Annotated in this window: 16 protein-coding genes; 6 read left to right on the top strand and 10 right to left on the bottom strand. The window is 35.5% G+C overall.

The genetic code is table 11. The features are described 5' to 3' along the window. The first annotated feature begins 66 nt into the window (after positions 1–66). Both IPK91_12805 and IPK91_12800 read left to right on the top strand, forming a co-directional pair. Positions 67–819 (top strand): response regulator transcription factor, encoded by a 753-nt coding sequence (locus IPK91_12805; GenBank protein ID MBK8298131.1) that lies wholly within the window; start codon positions 67–69, stop codon positions 817–819. 125 nt (positions 820–944) lie between these two features. Beyond that, a complete protein-coding gene (locus IPK91_12800) occupies positions 945–4,223 on the top strand; it encodes a PD40 domain-containing protein (protein ID MBK8298130.1) in 3,279 nt (1,092 codons plus the stop codon). A gap of 512 nt (positions 4,224–4,735) precedes the next feature. On the opposite strand, the gene IPK91_12795 is transcribed toward IPK91_12800, so the two are convergent. From IPK91_12795 to IPK91_12750, 10 genes are all read right to left on the bottom strand, one after another. Further along, complete coding sequence (locus IPK91_12795) at positions 4,736–5,305, bottom strand: DUF4256 domain-containing protein (protein ID MBK8298129.1); 570 nt, start codon at positions 5,303–5,305, stop codon at positions 4,736–4,738. 15 nt (positions 5,306–5,320) lie between these two features. Further along, positions 5,321–5,824: a hypothetical protein gene (locus tag IPK91_12790; GenBank protein MBK8298128.1), complete on the bottom strand. Its 504-nt coding sequence runs from the start codon at positions 5,822–5,824 to the stop codon at positions 5,321–5,323. A 451-nt stretch (positions 5,825–6,275) separates the two neighbouring features. Beyond that, positions 6,276–6,626, bottom strand: a complete 351-nt coding sequence (locus IPK91_12785; protein MBK8298127.1) for a cation transporting ATPase C-terminal domain-containing protein — start codon at positions 6,624–6,626, stop codon at positions 6,276–6,278. After that, entirely contained in the window at positions 6,592–8,127 is a 1,536-nt protein-coding gene (locus IPK91_12780; protein MBK8298126.1) for an HAD-IC family P-type ATPase, read from the bottom strand. Before IPK91_12780 ends, IPK91_12785 begins: the two co-directional genes overlap by 35 nt. Positions 8,128–8,136: 9 nt before the next feature. Beyond that, the gene (locus tag IPK91_12775; protein MBK8298125.1) at positions 8,137–8,271 is read right to left on the bottom strand and encodes a hypothetical protein; all 135 of its coding nucleotides are present in this window, start codon (positions 8,269–8,271) and stop codon (positions 8,137–8,139) included. A 20-nt stretch (positions 8,272–8,291) separates the two neighbouring features. After that, positions 8,292–8,768: a hypothetical protein gene (locus IPK91_12770; GenBank protein ID MBK8298124.1), complete on the bottom strand. Its 477-nt coding sequence runs from the start codon at positions 8,766–8,768 to the stop codon at positions 8,292–8,294. A gap of 28 nt (positions 8,769–8,796) precedes the next feature. Next, positions 8,797–9,336 carry a dihydrofolate reductase gene (locus tag IPK91_12765; protein ID MBK8298123.1) on the bottom strand — a complete coding sequence of 180 codons (540 nt, stop codon included), beginning with the start codon at positions 9,334–9,336 and terminating at the stop codon, positions 8,797–8,799. Between the two features lie 268 nt (positions 9,337–9,604). Beyond that, a complete protein-coding gene (locus IPK91_12760; protein ID MBK8298122.1) occupies positions 9,605–10,726 on the bottom strand; it encodes a hypothetical protein in 1,122 nt (373 codons plus the stop codon). Positions 10,727–10,983: 257 nt separating this feature from the next. Then, the gene (locus tag IPK91_12755; protein ID MBK8298121.1) at positions 10,984–11,463 is read right to left on the bottom strand and encodes a retropepsin-like domain-containing protein; all 480 of its coding nucleotides are present in this window, start codon (positions 11,461–11,463) and stop codon (positions 10,984–10,986) included. Between the two features lie 22 nt (positions 11,464–11,485). Next, positions 11,486–12,127: a DUF2306 domain-containing protein gene (locus IPK91_12750; GenBank protein MBK8298120.1), complete on the bottom strand. Its 642-nt coding sequence runs from the start codon at positions 12,125–12,127 to the stop codon at positions 11,486–11,488. 476 nt (positions 12,128–12,603) lie between these two features. Here IPK91_12750 and IPK91_12745 point away from each other — a divergent pair, with 476 nt between their 5' ends. The 4 genes from IPK91_12745 to IPK91_12730 all read left to right on the top strand — a co-directional run bounded on the left by IPK91_12745 (position 12,604) and on the right by IPK91_12730 (position 18,548). Beyond that, the gene (locus IPK91_12745) at positions 12,604–15,948 is read left to right on the top strand and encodes a gliding motility-associated C-terminal domain-containing protein (GenBank protein ID MBK8298119.1); all 3,345 of its coding nucleotides are present in this window, start codon (positions 12,604–12,606) and stop codon (positions 15,946–15,948) included. A 500-nt stretch (positions 15,949–16,448) separates the two neighbouring features. After that, the gene (locus IPK91_12740) at positions 16,449–16,784 is read left to right on the top strand and encodes an SET domain-containing protein-lysine N-methyltransferase (GenBank protein ID MBK8298118.1); all 336 of its coding nucleotides are present in this window, start codon (positions 16,449–16,451) and stop codon (positions 16,782–16,784) included. Positions 16,785–16,832: 48 nt separating this feature from the next. Then, on the top strand, positions 16,833–17,504 hold the full coding sequence (locus tag IPK91_12735) for a PorT family protein (GenBank protein MBK8298117.1): 672 nt from the start codon (positions 16,833–16,835) through the stop codon (positions 17,502–17,504). A gap of 168 nt (positions 17,505–17,672) precedes the next feature. Beyond that, a complete protein-coding gene (locus IPK91_12730) occupies positions 17,673–18,548 on the top strand; it encodes a T9SS type A sorting domain-containing protein (GenBank protein ID MBK8298116.1) in 876 nt (291 codons plus the stop codon). Positions 18,549–18,569 lie beyond the last annotated feature (21 nt).

Genomic DNA, 18,569 nt, shown 5'->3' with positions numbered 1-18,569 from the left:
ATCCCAAAAAATAGATGCAATTTAGCTCTTGAAATAGCTAATATTAGCCAAATTAACACGATTACAATGATTACTGCTGTTATAGTTGAAGATGAACGATTAAGTGCTGAGCTCTTAAATAATATGCTTAAGGATCATTGCCCGGAGCTTACTATAATTGGAATGGCACATGAAGTAGAGGACGCTATAAACCTCATTAGTGATAAAAAACCGGATTTGGTATTTCTTGATATTGAAATGCAGACCGGAACCGGTTTTGATGTATTGCAAAGACTTAAAAATCGTTCGTTTAAAGTTATTTTCACTACAGCATACGATCATTATGCATTAAAAGCCATTAAATTTTCAGCTGTAGATTATTTATTAAAGCCTATTGATATTTTAGAATTAAAAGAAGCAGTTTCCAAAATAGATAGCAAAATTGAAAGTAAATCAGAAGCTAAACTGGATCTCTTAATGAGAAATTTACTTCAAACCAAGCAAGAAGATTTTTCAATCAGTTTATCAACCCTGGAAGGGATTGAGTTTGTTCCTATAAAAAGCATAATCCATTTAGAGGCCAACGGGCCCTACACCCATTTTTATTTTAAAGATCGAATGAAACTAATGATCAGTAAAAATTTAAAGGAATACGAAATGATGCTATCTGAACATGGTTTTTTTAGAGTTCATAATTCGCATCTGATTAATCTGAAGGAAGTCAAAAAAATTATAAAATCAGATGGCGGTTTTGCAGTCATGTCTGATGATGCATCTGTTGCAATTTCTCCTAAAAAGAAGGATGAATTGATGCTTTTACTAAACCAAAAAGTCCTTTAAAGATTTACAACAAAAATTAGGTTAAATTAAGCCAGGCGTGCAATAAAATAGTGTCAAATACATTTTGCAATTTGAATTTCCTGTTATCTTGTGTGTCCATTCAAAAATAATTAAAATTTTATTAAATGCTACGTTTCGTATCACTTATGCTTTGTGTGTTATTTCAGTTACACAACATGGAGGCGCAAGTCAATGCCGGATTATATCGCTTTCCAGATGTTTCAAAGGATCAAATCGTTTTTAGTTACTCAAATGATTTATGGTTAGTCCCTAAAACAGGTGGTACCGCAACAAAACTGAGTTCACCGGTTGGGGTGGAAAGTTTTCCAAAATTTTCACCTGATGGTAAAGAGATCGCATTTTCAGCAAATTATGACGGGAATACGGATGTTTATTTAGTTTCTGTAAATGGAGGGATTCCACAAAGACTCACCTATCACAGCATGACAGACCGGGTAATCAACTGGCATCCGGATGGAAGTAAAATTTTGTTTGCATCGGGTCGGGAAAGTGAAAAAGAGCGCTTCAATCAATTTTATACGATATCCAGAAATGGAGGCAATCCAGATAAATTACCCTTACCCTATGGGGAGTTCGGCAGCTATTCGCCAGATGGAAATCAATTGGCATTGGTATTTCGTTCTGAGGTTTTCCGTACCTGGAAGCGTTACCGGGGTGGAGACGTTGCAGATATTTACCTTTTTAATTTAGAAAATAAAGCCTCTGAAAACATATCTTCTAAAATAGATGCGGGCGAAGAATTGCCTATGTGGCATGGTTCAAAAATTTACTACTTATCTGATAATGGCCCTGAAAAACGAATGAATCTTTGGGAATACGATCTAAATTCTAAAACTCGCAGTCAATTAAGTTTTTTTAAAGAATATGACGTACATTTTCCGTCCATCGGACCTGAAGAAATTGTTTTTGAGGCTGAAGGAAAATTATATTTATTTCATCTTAACAACAAACAATTAAAAGAAATAAAAGTAAACATTGTATCAGACCGAATTGCTCTTAAAAATTCAATTGAAACGGTTGATAAATTAATTCAAAATGTATCCATTGCACCAGATGGAAATCGGGTTTTGGTCGAAGCTAGAGGGGATGTATTTTCATTGCCGGCTGAAAATGGTTTTGTAAAAAACCTTACTTCAAGTTGTGGCATTGCAGAACGCGCTCCTATATGGTCTCCAGATGGAAAAACAATTGCTTATTGGAGTGATCAATCGGGTGAATATGAATTGTGGATCCAAAGTACGGAAGGTAAATTTGAACCGAAAAAAATTACCAGCTACGGTCCTGGTTTCAGATACCAAGCTTATTGGTCACCAAACAGTAAGAAATTAGCATTTATTGACAAAGCCATGCAAATAAAAGTATTGGATATCAATACAGGGCTTACTACGGATGTTGACAAGGGAATGCGCATGTCGCATGGTCCTTTACTTGGATTTAAAGTCAATTGGTCAGCGGACAGTCGATGGATGGCTTACCACCGGGATCTTGATAATTATCACAATGCAGTTTTTATTTTTGATATGCAAAATAATAAAAGCCATCAGATAACCAGTGGATATTATGAATGCAACAATCCAGTATTTGATCCTGAAGGAAAATACCTTTACTTGCTAACAAATCAATATTTCCAACCATCATACAGCGATCTGGATAACACCTTTATTTATGCGAATTCCACACAGCTGGCTGCAATTAGTTTATTAAAAACAACTCCTTCCTTACTTTATGTCAAAAACGATACGGTTGAAATTAAAAAAGAAGACATCGTTGCGGATGAAAATTCAAAAGATAAAAAGAAATCCAAATCAGCTACTAAAGACACTGCATCTGGTAAGAAACCAGTTATTTCACCCGTAGAAATAGATTTTACGGGAATTGAATCCCGTTTGGAATTACTTCCTCTCAAAGCAGGAAATTATGGAAACCTGAGCGCTGTTAAGGGTAAAATTATCTATCAAAAATATCCAAACACGGGTGCGTCTGCAAATAGTAAAGCATCTACTGTTTTTTATGACATTGAAAAACGTGAAGAAAAAACTATAATGGATGATTCCGAAGATTACTTGCTCTGTGCAAATGGTTCTAAAATGTTGATTGTAAAAAATGGATCATTTGCTGTAATCAAACCGGAAGAAAATCAAAAATTTGAAAAACCAATTCGTATAAATGAAATGGAAATGACGATTGAACCCATGAAAGAATGGCGTCAATTGCTCATAGATGCCTGGCGTTTGGAGCGAGATTATTTTTATGATGGGGATATGCATGGTGTCAATTGGGAACAAGTTAAACAACGTTATTTGAAAATGCTTGAAGGGGTTACCACGCGGGAGGAATTGAACTTTATATTGGGTGAAATGATCGGCGAATTGAATGCATCTCATACTTATAATGGGGGGGGCGATGAAGAGCAGGCAATCCGTAAAAATGTTGGGTATTTGGGCATCAACTGGCAAGCAGAAGGAAATTTTTATAAAATTAAGAACATTATCCGCGCTGCAGATTGGGATGCAGAAGTACGCTCCCCATTAGATGCAGTTGGTTTACAAATTAAAGAAGGGGATTATATTTTGGCTGTAAATGGCAACTCGTTAAACACAAGTCAAGAACCAGCGGCCTTTATGCAAGGTCTTGCAAACAAAGCCATTGAATTAACCTATAACACCACTCCAGATTGGAAAAATGCAAAGAAAATTATTGTTCAAACAATTGCCAATGAAGCTCGTTTAAGACATTTAGCATGGATAGAATCCAATCGCAAATGGGTGGATGCAAATAGCAATGGTGAAGTAGGATATATTTATGTTCGCAGTACCGGATTGGACGGACAAAATGAGTTGGTCCGTCAGTTTAATGCACAATGGCAGAAAAAAGCATTGATCATTGATGAACGCTTTAACAATGGCGGACAAATTCCTGATCGTTTTGTCGAATTATTAAATAGAGAACCTTTGGCGTTTTGGGCCATTCGTGATGGTAAATCTTGGCCATGGCCACCCTACGCTCATTTTGGTCCAAAAGTTATGCTAATTAATGGTTGGAGTGGTTCTGGTGGTGATGCCTTCCCTGATTATTTTAGAAAGAAGAAATTAGGACCGCTAATTGGTGCTCGTACCTGGGGTGGACTTATTGGAATCAGTGGGGTTCCTGGATTAATTGATGGGGGCGGAATTACTGCACCTACTTTCAGAATGTACAATCCGGACGGCACTTGGTTTAAAGAAGGTCATGGAGTGGATCCAGATATCGAAGTTATGGAAGATTTAACTGCACTTTCGAATGGTAAGGATGCGCAATTGATAAGAGCATTGCAGGAAACACAAAGCTTATTAAAAAACAAAGCTTATAAAATGCCGGAAGTTCCAGGAAAGGAAATAAGGTAGTATAATTTTAATGGATGAAATTAAAGGTCTGAGGGACTGGAGGTCTGGAGGGCTGGAGGTCTGAGGGACTGGAGGGCTGGAGGTCTGAGGGACTGGAGGTCTGGAGGTCTGTTGGTCTGAGGGACTGGAGGTCTGGAGGTCTGTTGGTCTGAGGGACTGGAGGGCTGGAGGGCTGAGGGACTGGAGGGCTGGAGGGCTGGAGGGCTGGAGGGCTGTAGGTCTGGAGGTCTGAGGAATTGGAGGTCTGAGGGACTGGAGGTCTGGAGGGCTGAGGGACTGGAGGGCTGTAGGGCTGGAGGGCTGAGGGGCTGAGGGGCTGGAGGGCTGTAGGGCTGGAGGGCTGAGGGACTGGAGGGCTGGAGGGCTGAGGAATTGGAGGTCTGAGGGACTGGAGGGCTGAGGAACTGAGGGTCCGTAAGACAAAAATATTAATAAGGATTTTAAGCAATGTAAATTGACTAAGCTCAAAATTTATTTTCCAATTATTTTGGAGGAAAAGTTTAGATAAAAAATTAAACGCGTAACAATCCCCGAAATCCTCTTGCCGCATAATACGATGATGCACCGTTGTGGTATATAAATACAGTACCGTATCTAAAATCACCAAATAATGCACCGCCATGATTTCTAATTGCAGCAGGTGTTTTTATCCAACTCGAAGTTTTTGCGTCGAAGGTTCCAAGTTTTTGTAAATCCCGATAATTTTCTACAGTCAATAGTTCAATGCCCATGGTTTCTGCCAAATCCATTGCACTATTTTCAGGTTTAAATTCCTTTCTTGAAATCAAGGCTTCGCGATCATAACATAAACTTCTCCGGCCCTTTGGACTCTCAACCGAACAATCACAAAAAATAAAATCATCCAATTTTTTATCATAATCAATAACATCTGGCTCACCACCCGTTTGTTCCATTTCTTGGAGTGACCAAAGTTTACCGGGCTGAGCTTTAAGTTTCGCTTGTACTTGATTCCAATCAAGATTTTTGTGACGTTGCATGTTTTTATCAAAACGACTTTTTAAAATCTCTAGCAGCTCAGTAATTTGAGTTGAATTAAGTTCCTTTTTACTATTTTTAGACATATTGGTCCACTATTTTTAATTATATAAATAGGGTTCTTTCATAAGTGTCATTGTTCGGATATTCTCTAAAACTCTTTTCATATACCGTTTCCAAAAGGTCTTAGCGAAAAGCCAATTTAATGGATAAAGTATTGCAATGTCTGAATGTAAGGAATAGGAATACTCAATTAAAATTTTATTAGGTTCAAGTTCAGTTGTTTTCCACTCCCCAATAAATTTAGAAAAGCCTAACATCCAGGATTTAAAATTACTTACTTCAATTTTCCAGTATGCATTTTCAATCCGTTCTAAAACTTTATCCGTTGAAGCCCAACCGCCATTTTGTGTGAGTGATTTTGCAACAAATATATTCTTTGAGTAGCCTGGAGTTCCCCAGTGCTCATCATCTGTACTATGTGTAACTTTTGGCATTAAGCCATACCCTGTATGTACTTTAGAAACATCGCATAGCATCGGAGTTTTAAAGGCACGCTCTAAAGAACAATTGTAAATGGCTGACACCGTAATTTTAAATATCATTTTAATTTCTTAAATAATTTGCAAATCTATTGATTTTTAATAAAAATGTGAATTTGACTTGATTCAAAAATAATCAAAGCATTTTTACGAACAATTTTAAAATGCTTATTATTAAGCTTATAACTGACATTCAGTTCACTATGTATAATGACTGGCCAAGCCCTTTATTTAAACATTTACTGAGAACTAAAATAGATTTTTAGAAAGTTAAATTATATAAAAGATTCAAGCCGGAGCGATTTAGATCTATTTGAAGCTATTTGCGGCTTTTACTTAAAGTTCTCCACATAAGAGAATCTGAGTATCTCTAATAAAAGATAATATCCTTTTATTCATTCTTCAAGATAATCTAAGAATTAATTTTACCGAACTCAGCGAATTAAACATAATACTTCAAGTTCAAGCATGTTGGGACTGTATGCGTGATATATAATACCTAAACCAAATTTCATTACCAAGCATTTTTCGTCTTGTAAAATTTATACGATTCAAAAAGTACCAATATGATAAAAGCGCCTGTTAGAGAAGTAATAAAATGATTAAAACCTGGAAAATGAAAGCTAAAAATATTTTGAAGCGCTGGTACCGATATCGTGAGAAATAGTAAAGTTAACGCAATCCCAATAATTACTAATACAGAAATATTTTTTTCTGACAATACAGAAATAATATTTCTGGTTTTTGACAATGAAGTCAGAATGAGAAAAATATTTCCAACAATAAGAGCTGAAAATGCGATTGCTCTTACTTCTCCTTCGTTGTGACCTTCATGTAATGATAAATAGTAAACGGTTAATACCATTACTAATAACAATGCCCCTGAAATAAACTGGATGCCAATTTAGACCAACCAAAAAATAATTCATTAGAATTTCGAGGGGACGATTCATAATACCTTTTTCTTCTTGCTGAGATTCAAAAGCTATTGAACAAATTGGATCAATAATGAGTTCCATAAAAACAATATGCAATGGCATTAATAACAAGGGGAGTGAACTATCAAAGGCAGGTAAAAGTGTAAGTCCTATTATTGGAATATGAATTGCTATAATATAGGACATGGCCTTTTGCAAGTTGTCGTATATTTTTCTCCCAGACCTTATAGCTGATACAATTGATGCAAAATTATCATCAAGCAATACTAAAGAAGATGCTTCCCTTGCTACATCCGTACCCTTTCCTCCCATGGCTACTCCAATGTCAGCTGCTTTTAATGCAGGCGCGTCATTTACCCCATCGCCAGTCATTGCTACAATTTCACCATTTGCTTTTAATGCCTTTATGATTTGGAGCTTTTGTTCCGGTATAATTCGAGCAAAAATAGATGTGGTTTTAATCCGCTCTCTAAGTTGAGCTTCATTCATTTGCTCCAATTCACTTCCGGTTAAAATTGCATGATCACATTCAAGTCCAATTTGTTGGGCTATACTTTTAGCTGTAACAGGAAAATCTCCTGTAATCATAATCACTTTTATACCAGCTTCTTTGCATTCCTTTATAGCCTGTGGAACTTCTACTCGTATAGGATCTTCGAAAGCAATGAGACCAATCAGTTTAAAATCGAAATCCTTCTGTGTATCAGGCAAAGCTTGGCGATTCCATGAAGCACTTGCAACCCCAATAACTCGATATGCATTCCCTGCCAATTGATTCAGAATCGCTAAATTCTTGGTAGATTCCTGAGCATCCAACTGGCATAATTTAAAAATAGTTTCCGGTGCTCCTTTACAATAAACTGATATCGAATCATCCGAAGTATCCTGCAATACACGTGTCATGGCAAAAAGTTGTTTGCTTAATGGATATTCCATTAATAGCTTAGTACCAGGATTCCTATCAGCAATTAATTCAGAATGCACCTTACTGATTGCCTTCTCCATAGGGTCAATAGAGTCCTTTTGTGAAGCATAAAATGCACTTACAATTAAATCTGTTAATTGCTCTTTATTCTGTTGAAAATCTATTTTGTTGTACAAATTGCCATTACTAAACAAAGCAACGACCTCCATTTTATTCTTTGTAATAGTTCCTGTCTTATCGCTGCACAAAACTGTAGCAGAGCCAAGTGTTTCAATGGAGGAAGGTTTCCTTGATAAAACATTTTTCTTAGATAAACGCCATGCTCCTAAAGCAAGAAAAATAGTTAGAACTACAGGAAACTCTTCAGGTAAAATGGCCATTGCTGCTGAGAGTCCATTAAGTACGGATTGAATTAAATTTCCTCTTGTAAAATAAAATAATATTACTATTCCAACACTAATAATGGAACCTACAATAAAGAGCGTGCGAATAAGCAATTTCATTTCTTTTTATCATCGTGTTTCATCTTGCTTGATGTCTTGCAAGGATGCACCTATTTTTCCAAATTGAGTTTTTGAACCCGTTGTCAAAACTTTGGCAGTGCCCTTGCCTTGCACTACTAGTGTTCCGCTAAAAAGTAAACTCAAGGTAGTTGAATCGTCATTATCTATATTTTTAAAACCGGAACGGATTCCCCAGTAAGCAAAGATTCGTCAATGGTTAAATTCAAGCTGTCAATTAGTTTTGCATCAGCTGGGACGCGGTCACCTTCATTTAATATAAGAATGTCGTCAGGCACAACTTCTCTTCCCGGAATTCTGACTTCTATTCCGTCGCGATTGACTAATGCCCAGGGAGAAGAAAGTCTTTTAAGTGCTTCTAATGCTTTTTCAGTTTTTTGATATTGATAAAAGGTAATGAATATTATTATAAAAATAGTAAACAATAGTATAATGCCTTCCCTATAATCACCTAAAAGCATATAAAGTAATCCACAACTGATCAATAAAAGAAACATGGGCTCCTTAACTACCTCTAAAGCAATACGTAAAATGTTCTTGGGTTTAGCAGATGCTAGTTCATTGAATCCGTGTAACTTCAAACGATCAATCGCTTCATTGGTTGTTAGTCCTTTTATCATCATGGTTAATATTCTGCAAGTTACATATAACTTAGGTGGGCATTCGTTTATAATGAAGCTGAACCAGACCCTTGTCAAATTGCTTAGTACTTACCAATTTCAAAGGAATTTCAAAGTTGTCAGATTTAAATAAGCTCACCCCATTGCCAAGAAGAACAGGAATAATTGAAATGATAAATTCATCAATGAGATTTTCCTTCAATAGCGCGTTCACAAGTTCTGCACCTCCGTCAACAAAAATATGTTTTCCCTCCTGTGCCTTGAGTTTCACAATCAGATCACTCAAACTTCCAGTATAAAATTGGATATTGCCAATGTTTGGCCTTTGTTGTCTTGTTATAACGTAGGTTTCTTTGTTACTATGAGGAAATACAGAAACATGGTTCATAACCCAGTCGTAGGTTTTTCGTCCAACGAGTACACTATCTATACTATCAATAAAGTCATTGTATCCATAGTCTTCGCCAGCTTTTTCAACAATTGATAAAAACGATAAGTCGTCATTTTGTTTTGCAATAAAGCCATCTAAACTGGATGCAATGTAAAGTATTACCTTCCTATCCGATTTCATTTCTGAATTGTTTTTATAGAATCTGAAGAAATTCTTATCACATACTCAAATATACACAAAAATAATTCTTGTTTCGTGCCATCATAATAAGCAGGACCTGAGTATTATATGAAATTGGTATTTAAGTACCTAGAATGCAATCCGACATTAAAAAATATAAACTCGGACAACTAATCAAAAAGAAGAAATTCAACTGATAAATGCAGGTCCAAATCTACTCTTACAATGCTGCATAATTAAATCTAATTAAAACTTCAAGTATATAGACTTATCTTACATTTGCTCCTGGTCTAAATTTTTCAAATGCTGTGCCGTTAAATTTGAATGCTCCTGCTTCATGAGTACCAAGCCAAAGGTCTCCGCTTCGATCACAATAAATGGAAAATACTTTTATCTCCTTTGCACCTTCCTTAATTGCGTAATGCATTACATCTTTTCCATTGTATTTAAAAACACCATCATTATAAGTTGCCAACCATAAGTTACTGCCTTTATCTTCAACAGCAGACATAAAATAAATAGATTTTGTGCCATCTTCCGATTTTAAACCCTTAATGCCTATATCCTTTTGATATTTGATAAATAGGTATCCGTTCTCATGAATGGTATCCGCTGAAATTTTATATCGATACCGGGTATTACAAAACCAATAAGCTCCCTTTACATCTTCTATAATCGAGCGAATGCCAAACGAACCCCCATTGGGAACATTTGTCAGATGATCCTCATATAGCCAACTAAGAGCGTTACCATCATAACGACAAATACCAAAATTAGAAGTTCCGAACCACATAATTCCTTTACGATCTTTATAAATATAGTAAACTTCATAAGGGCTCCAACTGTTATTTGGAAAGCGTTTAAAATAAGCATCTGCAAGATAATGTTTCGGAAATTCCAATTGATACAAAAATATACCATCATAACGATAAGGACCTTTTTCTCCGTTTTTACCCAGTAAACTAAACCATAGGTCATCCGGATTCAGTTCCCAACCATCATTTGGATATTGACTTCTTATTGTAGTCAGTGTTGTAAAATGAAGACCATTAAATTTGGAAATTCCTTCCAAGGTTGAAAAGTAAATGTTCCCATGCTTATCTTCTTGAATACCCCGAATGCGATTGCTGCACAAACCATCATCCGTTTTATAATTGATAATCGTTTTTCCATCATACTTATAGACGCCGCTGGTGTCACTTCCGAACCAATAGTTCCCGTTAGAAGCTTGAAAAACGATCCAAATACTTTTGCCCAAGTCTAAAACGGTGTCTCCTAAATTCAATTTACCGAATCGATCAATTTGAATTTCAGATAAGTTATTTACTTGCCTATTGCATGAATTAAAAATATTTAAAAAGCACAAAAATAGTGGTAAAATTAATTTCATTTAAAGATTAATTATTGGTTCTGACAATGATAGTACCTTAGATTTATCGAATCTAATATTTGCATAAATAAAATGCGTTATGAATGGCAATGAACTCCTAAAGCGCATTTCAGTTCATATACTTAGCAGTCTATTCAAAATATTTGCATCACAATTCGCGTCAGTTAAATTTTAAGACTTCAGGATTCTTTTAAATCGACTGTATATTAATTACGCGTTCTTCCTCAGCAAGAAAACGTTTAATAATCCCAATTGAATTAAGAATTCGCTTGCCTTAAATAAAGTGTCATTGTATTGAAATCAAGAATGGCCTTGCCTGCTCTTAATAAATCAACACCCATTATGCCATAGAGATCTTCTTGCGCTCCTATGACCGCAAGCGACTCCCATGCAGACGCTAACGGCATTACAGCAATGGGCAAGGTATCAATTTTGAATCCATTAATTTCAATTTTATTGTTATATGAAGGTATGGTTTCAATACCGTGCACACCAAGTCCTCCACCTGAATAGGTAGCATCATCCGTATTAAGTTTTAATTTTAAATTTTCACATTGCTTCGTGTCTACTACCGTTTGTCCGGCTCCTGAATCAAGAATATAAACACCATCTACATCATTTATTTTTACATTTATTATCAATTGGCCTGCAATATTCTGAGCAATTGGAACAACAAGATATCCCATCGAAATGAGTAAGGATGATATATTTTCTGTGCTTTGTGTTTTTGAATTCATTTTTATCGCTTTTTAATTCAATTTATTGAAAATTAGGATTATTTTCATATTTTCGTGACCATATAATAATTAGTGGAACCAACAGAACCGTTGGCAAGATCCAAGCGACGATTCCTGGCAACAACGTATTGTTAACTACAATAAAAGCGGTAACGGAAGCAATGTAACTTCCTACCATTCTTTGAAGATGGGTTACCAGCCAATAATTCTGAACGCTTGATCTGCCTTTAAAATTTATATAGTCCTGGTAAACAAATAACCAGCTAAACCCTCCAAAAACTAAATGAACGATTCCGAAATAATTTCCCAGGATCATGTTGTAACATCCAAAGGCAATTAAAACGGCACCGAAAAGCAACATGGTTAAACTCAGGAGCCAGTCAATGTATTTAACATCAAATTGGGATCTTTTTCTCAAATAACTTTTCCCCGTCAACAACATGTAACTTGTAAAAATTCCGATAATAAATAAAAAATAATTAGGATGTAAATACGCTAAGACAACTGCCAAAAGGGCAGTAAGTAACATGGAATAAAAGTAAATGGTTCCTGCAAATTTATGTCTTCTGTTTCCTTTCCTGGAAAGCAAAATAAAGAATCCAATCAATAGACTGGTCCCTCCACAAAAAATATGAATTGCCAACAGAATTTTAAATAGTGTCATTTCCTTTCCTTATAAATTCTATTTGCATAATAAAAACCGAACAGCCCAATGTAAAATTCGTTTTTAATTTGGAATTGGCTAAGATACGTTCAATTAATTTCAATCAATATTAAATTTAAAATTGCAAAATTCACACATTTGAATCGCATGGCTATTAAACTGTTTGATTTCATTTAGAATTATTCTAGACCGTCAATTACCTATACAAGTTGAGAGCTGAATTCCAAATATCCATTTCAGAGCTAATAGAGATTTTAAACTGACTTCCTTTTTTGCCAATTCTAAATATCAAAATTCTTGAATCCAGAAAGAAGATTGGACAAAAGGTTCAACTATTTTCGATAGCCCCTTTTGTGAGAGGGTTTTAAATTCAATTTTGCTTAAAATACAAGTCCAATGAGCCCTTTTTAAATTTGAGCAATTTAAATTGCAGCTTTTCTGTGAAACAACTATCTTCGTAAATTAAAATCGAGCAGTTGAAATTTTATTATATATTTTTATTACTTATAGTTTACTCACTTGCAACTGCTCAGCAAAACCATTTCGTAAATGTTCCTTCTGGAGGGAATTGTTGCTGTGGGCAATACACGGAAATTTTCTTTCCCAACCTTGATTTTGAAGATCCACCTTTGCCCCCTCCCGGTGGTCTTATATTATATTCTGCGGGTGATTTTTTTGGTGGATGGACCTGTACGCGGGCTACTATTGATTATAAAGATGCCTTTTTTGGAAATCTGACTTTAGGCAACCCAAATGGCCGCTCCAATTTTATTGATTTACACGGTTCTCCTGGATTTGGAGCGATTGAATACAATCTTACTGGCCTCACTCCAGGAAATATGTACCGCATTGAATTCTGGACCGCGCAAAACGGGAGTGGCTATACATCCACCGGAACCTTAAAAATTGCTGGTGGAGCTTGGTTGAATGAAAATTGGACCGTTTCCGTTGATGGTAGTGTTTTTTGGTTTAAAGTGACTTTTGAATTTATGGCAATGGCAGCTACTGCCAAGATGGAATTCAGCAGCATTGGAGGCAGTGAATGGGGCGGCACCATAATTGATGACATCCGTATTTTTGAGTGTCCTGGCGATCAGGAAGGTCCCATTGTAAATAATCCGCCAGATGATGTGGAGGTTGAATGTGATAAAGACATTCCCAAAGTACCCGTTCTCAATGTAAACGACAATTGCGATTTAAATCCGGATTTCACTTTTAAAGAAACCCTGGAATTAATTGATCCTTGCACAAAAAAAATCACGCGCAATTGGGATATCCGCGATGATTGTGGGAATGTGACACATGAAGATCAAATCATTCTCATTGCTGATAAAACACCTCCTGAAATAAAAAAGGCACCCGTTGATGCCCGAGTCAGTTGCTCTGGTGATATACAAAAACAATTTGCCGATTGGATTAAAAACAATGGCAATGCAACGGCTTTTGATGCTTGTGGTAAAATTACCTGGCGAAATACCTACGATCACCTCCCTCAAAAATCCTGCGACACCATCTTGGTAGAATTCATTGCACAAGATCCTTGCGGTCAAGAAACCACTGTATTCGGAAATTTTATTGTAATTGATACCAGTGCTCCTAAAATTAATAAAAAAGCTGAAAGCCGAAATTTAAATTGCGATGCAGCCTGGCGCGACTCGCTTAAATTGTGGTTGTATTATCATGCATACGCTGAAGCTATTGATGATTGTGATACCGTTTTGTGGACTCACAATTTTAAAGGCGATTCTACTAAATCACCACTAGACGTTACCTTTTATGTAAAAGACAGATGTGGAAATCTTGACAGCACAAATGCCACATTTATCAATCGCAAAAGCAGCGATACTTTTTTAGTAAACAGAACTTCTTGTAGTATTCCGAAATCCATTTCGGATACTATGAAATTTCAAATCGCTGGCTGTGATAGCATAGTTATTGTCAACACCCTCAAAGTATTTCCAGATACAAGCCGATTTTTCTTTAATACCTGTGATCCACAACAAAAACTATCGGATAGTTTGTACTTTATCAATGTGTTTGGATGCGATTCAATTGTTATCAATTCATACACCTTGCATGCAGTTCAAGTAAATCAGGTACAGGATTTTTCATGTAATTATACCAGCCGAACCCTTGATACATTGACCCTTCAGGGAGTCTATTGCGATTCAATCATCATTACTGAACACCTGCCTTTACGAAAAGATTCGATCCATTTAATGAAAACCAGTTGTGATAGCACACAAAAAGGAATAATTATTTTAAATTTAAAAAATCAATTTGCTTGTGATAGCATTGTAACCATTCAAACTGATTTTTCACCACAAACAATATCACATGTTCAATCGTATGAATGTGGCTTAGTTGCTACCTATATAGATACATTGCTTTTCACAACAAGTTTATGTGACAGTTTAGTAATCACAGAACATCTTCCATTATCTAAGGACAGCATTTTTATCCAATCACATACCTGTGATCCATCTCAAGCAGGCATGCAAAAAAAATTATTTAAAAACCAATTTGGTTGCGACAGCATCGTACAAGAGGAAATTACATTAGATCCAACTCAACAAATCAATCTAATAAAATACAGTTGCCTTCCGGCAGATACAGGAAATCGTGTACAAACCTTCAAAAATCAATTTGGTTGCGACAGCGTTATACAAACTCATACTGCGTTGTTGAAATCCGACAGCACATGGATTCAAAAATTTACTTGTAAATTAAATGAAGCAGGAATTACAACAACAAACTTAATAAATAGAAACGGCTGCGATAGTTTTATCATTACGAAAACAGATTTTGTTAAAGCAGATACCGCTTATCGAATTCAGAAAACCTGTATCACCAATCAACAAGGAATTGATACGTTTAGAATCTCAGGAACCTTCTGTGATAGTGTGCTAATAATTGAAACAAAATTTGTGGCCTCTGATACAAGTTATCAATTTAAAAGCAGTTGCTTTCCAACAAAAGCAGGCTTGGATAGTATGCTATTGATTAACCATCAGGGTTGCGATTCTCTGGTATACATCCAAACAGATTACGCTCCCTTAAAATTGAAAATATCCATTGATTCGATTAGTTGTTTTAATGCGGATGATGGTCAACTCCAAATTACCAATATACAAGATTTTGGAACCAGCTTTGAGGTAAACATAAACAACCAAACTTCAAGCAACCAATCAAATTTAAATAAATTAAAACCCGGCAGCTATCTTATTTACGTGAAAGACAGTTCGGGCTGCGTGACAGATACCTTACAATTTGAGCTTAACAACCCGCCTGCATTGATTACCGATTTAGGAAATGATCTGGAAGTTAATGCCAATACAGAATTCAGTTTAAAATTGAATTACAATCGCAAACCCCAAATTATACAGTGGATTCCAAATCAACTTACAAGTTGCACGAATTGTGATGAAATTAAATGGACGACCAATCAAGATACTTGGGTGTACACATTGAGTACGGATGAACGCAATTGCCAGTCATTAGATTCCATATTCATTCGAGTTCGGAAAGAAAGCAAGGTTTTCGTTCCCAATAGTTTTACTCCAAATGGAGACAACATTAATGATTATTTCTATATCATAGGAAGCGAAGACATCCATATAGAATTACTTCAAATTTACAGCCGCTGGGGCGAATTACTTTTTAGTACTGAAGCGAGTCTTCCAAATCGCGCTGAAACTGGCTGGAATGGGAGTTTCAAGAATCAGAAAATGAATCCTGGCGTTTATGTATATTATGCAAGAGTTAAACTAACTAACGGGGCACTTCAGGAGTTTAAAGGTGATTTGAGTTTGATAAGGTAAGCGTAGTTGATAGGTGATAGTTGTTAGGTGATAGTTGATAGTTGATAGTTGGTAGTTGGTAGTCGGAACTTTTGCTTTCCTTTGCGTCTTTGCGTCTTTGCGTCTTTGCGTGAAATTAATTAGTTGATGGTTATTAATAATGCGACTTCTTTGGAATTAATTTCTTCAAAGACTAGCTGAAAAAAGACAGTTTAAAGTTCTATTATTTTAACTTATTAGAACAATTGCCAATTTTAGAAGTCTTATTGTTCAAAGGCCGATAATTATTTAATTAACAGCATGACTAAGTATTATGTCAGTAAGTTTATTAAACCAAAATATTCTAACATTTCAGGATTGTAACATTGCAGCATTGCAGTATTGTAAACCCCTGTCCATAATTTTACAACACATTTAAATAAATACAATTGACATCTTCAAATAGTGACAATAAGATTGAGGCAGCTGAATCTGACTATTTATACAAAGCCCATTCTCAAATTCAAGATGCGGGTTATGGATTGTTTACGGCCATCGATATTTACAAAGACGAAATCATTGCAATATACAAAGGAAAAATACTTAGCGAGGTTGAAGTAAAACAGCGTGTTAAAAATGGAAAAGACAGGTACTTCATCAATATGCTGAATGGGAGTATCATGGATTCTTTAAATTCCAAATGCTTTGCTAAATATGCAAATGACGCCAATGGCAAATCAAAATCAAAGTTCAAAAATAATGCTGTAATTACACTTACTGACAAAGACAAAGTTTGTCTGATGGCCTTAAAAGATATTCCTGCTGGAGATGAAATTTTCTGTAGTTACGGTAAAAAATACTGGAAAAAACACAGTTAATCCATTTTATGATTAAATTTAATGTTTAAATTAAACGGAACCACTTCAATGAAAAAACAAATTAGATTTCAGATTCTTGCGATTTTAATAGTTAGTTCTACAAGCTCTTACACTCAAACACTTGGTGTAAAAGCAGGATTAAATTTATCAAATTTCTTTGTAAAAGATGACCATGAAACGTACAGCGAAGATTACAAATGGAAAACTGGAATTCATGTGGGTGCCATTGCAGAATTTCCATTGAGTAACTTAGTTTCATTTGAAACAGGATTGCTTTTATCCACTAAAGGACATAGAGAAATGGCGGAAGATTCCTTTCTGAGTGAACCCATTAAACTAAAAGCGTCCACCATGTTATATTATTTAGAAATTCCGATAAAAGCTAAGTTAAGCATTCCAGCGGGAAAAATAAAATTTTACGGAAGCTTAGGACCTTACATCGGATTTGGAATCTATGGCAAATCAAAATCTGAATTAACGCTTAACGGTCAAACTGAAAAAGAGGAAGAAGATATTTCATGGGGTTCCAATGAAGAAGACGACCATCTGCGTCGATTGGATTTGGGTTTGACCGTTGCTGCCGGAATAGAATTAAAATCAATTCAGCTTGGACTGAATTACAATCTTGGATTGGCCAATATTTCTGCATATAGAGACGAGGGTGCCACAATCAAAAACAAGGTGATTGGAATTTCATTGGCATACAGGTTTGTCAAATAAAAATAGTGTCTATTAAAATAGTCTCTAGACTTGCTATAAAATATCTCTAATAATCCCTAAAAAGTGGATATTTGATTAATTAAAATGCTAATTACAGTAACATATTATACAGCGCTTTTATTGTTTTAGTCGTTTTTAGATAAAATGATTTGAGTTACCTCAAAATAAATGGTACGATTTTTTAAAATAATTTCATTCCTAATAGGATCTTTCCCATTGATGAGCCAACATTGGCAAGGTTCAGTTAAGTGGATTTACGGACAGGAAACCATTCACTCATGGGATAATCCTTCCATGATTAAAATTCAGAAATTAAAAGATACCCTAATCGAAAATAAATCCTGTGGTGTTTACGCTGAGCGCTTTTATCATATAGCTAATGGAAAATTAGACTCTTCTCAATTTGTTTCAACACATATCCTTTGTTATTTAAATAATCAAGTCACACTATACGATACCAAATCAAAAGAATTTAAAATCCTCTATGATTTTAACTTAACTAAAATGGATACGCTCTCGAGTTATTGCTTGGAAGATAAGAATTATACACAAACTGTTATTGATTCAATCGGCTTCATCAACATTTCAGGAAGTATTAGAAAAATTCAATTTGTAAGGACTACAGGTTCTTTATCCTGTAGAATGGATGGAATCAACATAGAAGGTATCGGAAACAATCGGTATTTGTTTCCCAGACCTGATTTTGTTGACCCGCCGCCGGGAGGCTTTCTGAGATGTTTTGAAGGAGATGGATTCACGTATTCAATTGATAGTTCGTCATGCAACATTCTTTCAAATTCTATAGAGGTACATTCAAATCCCGTCACCATTTATCCAAATCCAAGTAATGGCGTCTTTAACCTTGTTGGGGGCCCTTTTTACAAAATAACGGTTTACAATCCATGTGGAATTGAGTTAAAATCAAAAATTGAAAACAATGCAATTGATTTGACCAATTTTCAGGCCGGTACTTATCTTATCAGGTTTCAAAATAAAAATTCCATTTATATCAGGAAGCTTGTGATTTTACTTAATAACAAATAAAAATTGAATGGGCTATTCCAT

It is taken from the genome of Saprospiraceae bacterium (assembly GCA_016712145.1).
Classification (GTDB): domain Bacteria; phylum Bacteroidota; class Bacteroidia; order Chitinophagales; family Saprospiraceae; genus Vicinibacter.
Note: the sequence above shows the minus strand (reverse complement) of the source record. Positions and strands in the feature narration are given on the sequence as shown.

Bases quoted from the DNA above. Each gene is read 5' to 3' on its own strand.
- IPK91_12805 (MBK8298131.1), top strand. From the start codon at position 67: ATGATTACTGCTGTTATAGTTGAAGATGAACGATTAAGTGCTGAGCTC.
- IPK91_12800 (MBK8298130.1), top strand. From the start codon at position 945: ATGCTACGTTTCGTATCACTTATGCTTTGTGTGTTATTTCAGTTACAC.
- IPK91_12795 (MBK8298129.1), bottom strand. From the start codon at position 5,305: ATGTCTAAAAATAGTAAAAAGGAACTTAATTCAACTCAAATTACTGAG.
- IPK91_12790 (MBK8298128.1), bottom strand. From the start codon at position 5,824: ATGATATTTAAAATTACGGTGTCAGCCATTTACAATTGTTCTTTAGAG.
- IPK91_12785 (MBK8298127.1), bottom strand. From the start codon at position 6,626: ATGGTATTAACCGTTTACTATTTATCATTACATGAAGGTCACAACGAA.
- IPK91_12780 (MBK8298126.1), bottom strand. From the start codon at position 8,127: ATGAAATTGCTTATTCGCACGCTCTTTATTGTAGGTTCCATTATTAGT.
- IPK91_12770 (MBK8298124.1), bottom strand. From the start codon at position 8,768: ATGATGATAAAAGGACTAACAACCAATGAAGCGATTGATCGTTTGAAG.
- IPK91_12765 (MBK8298123.1), bottom strand. From the start codon at position 9,336: ATGAAATCGGATAGGAAGGTAATACTTTACATTGCATCCAGTTTAGAT.
- IPK91_12760 (MBK8298122.1), bottom strand. From the start codon at position 10,726: ATGAAATTAATTTTACCACTATTTTTGTGCTTTTTAAATATTTTTAAT.
- IPK91_12755 (MBK8298121.1), bottom strand. From the start codon at position 11,463: ATGAATTCAAAAACACAAAGCACAGAAAATATATCATCCTTACTCATT.
- IPK91_12750 (MBK8298120.1), bottom strand. From the start codon at position 12,127: ATGACACTATTTAAAATTCTGTTGGCAATTCATATTTTTTGTGGAGGG.
- IPK91_12735 (MBK8298117.1), top strand. From the start codon at position 16,833: ATGAAAAAACAAATTAGATTTCAGATTCTTGCGATTTTAATAGTTAGT.
- IPK91_12730 (MBK8298116.1), top strand. From the start codon at position 17,673: ATGGTACGATTTTTTAAAATAATTTCATTCCTAATAGGATCTTTCCCA.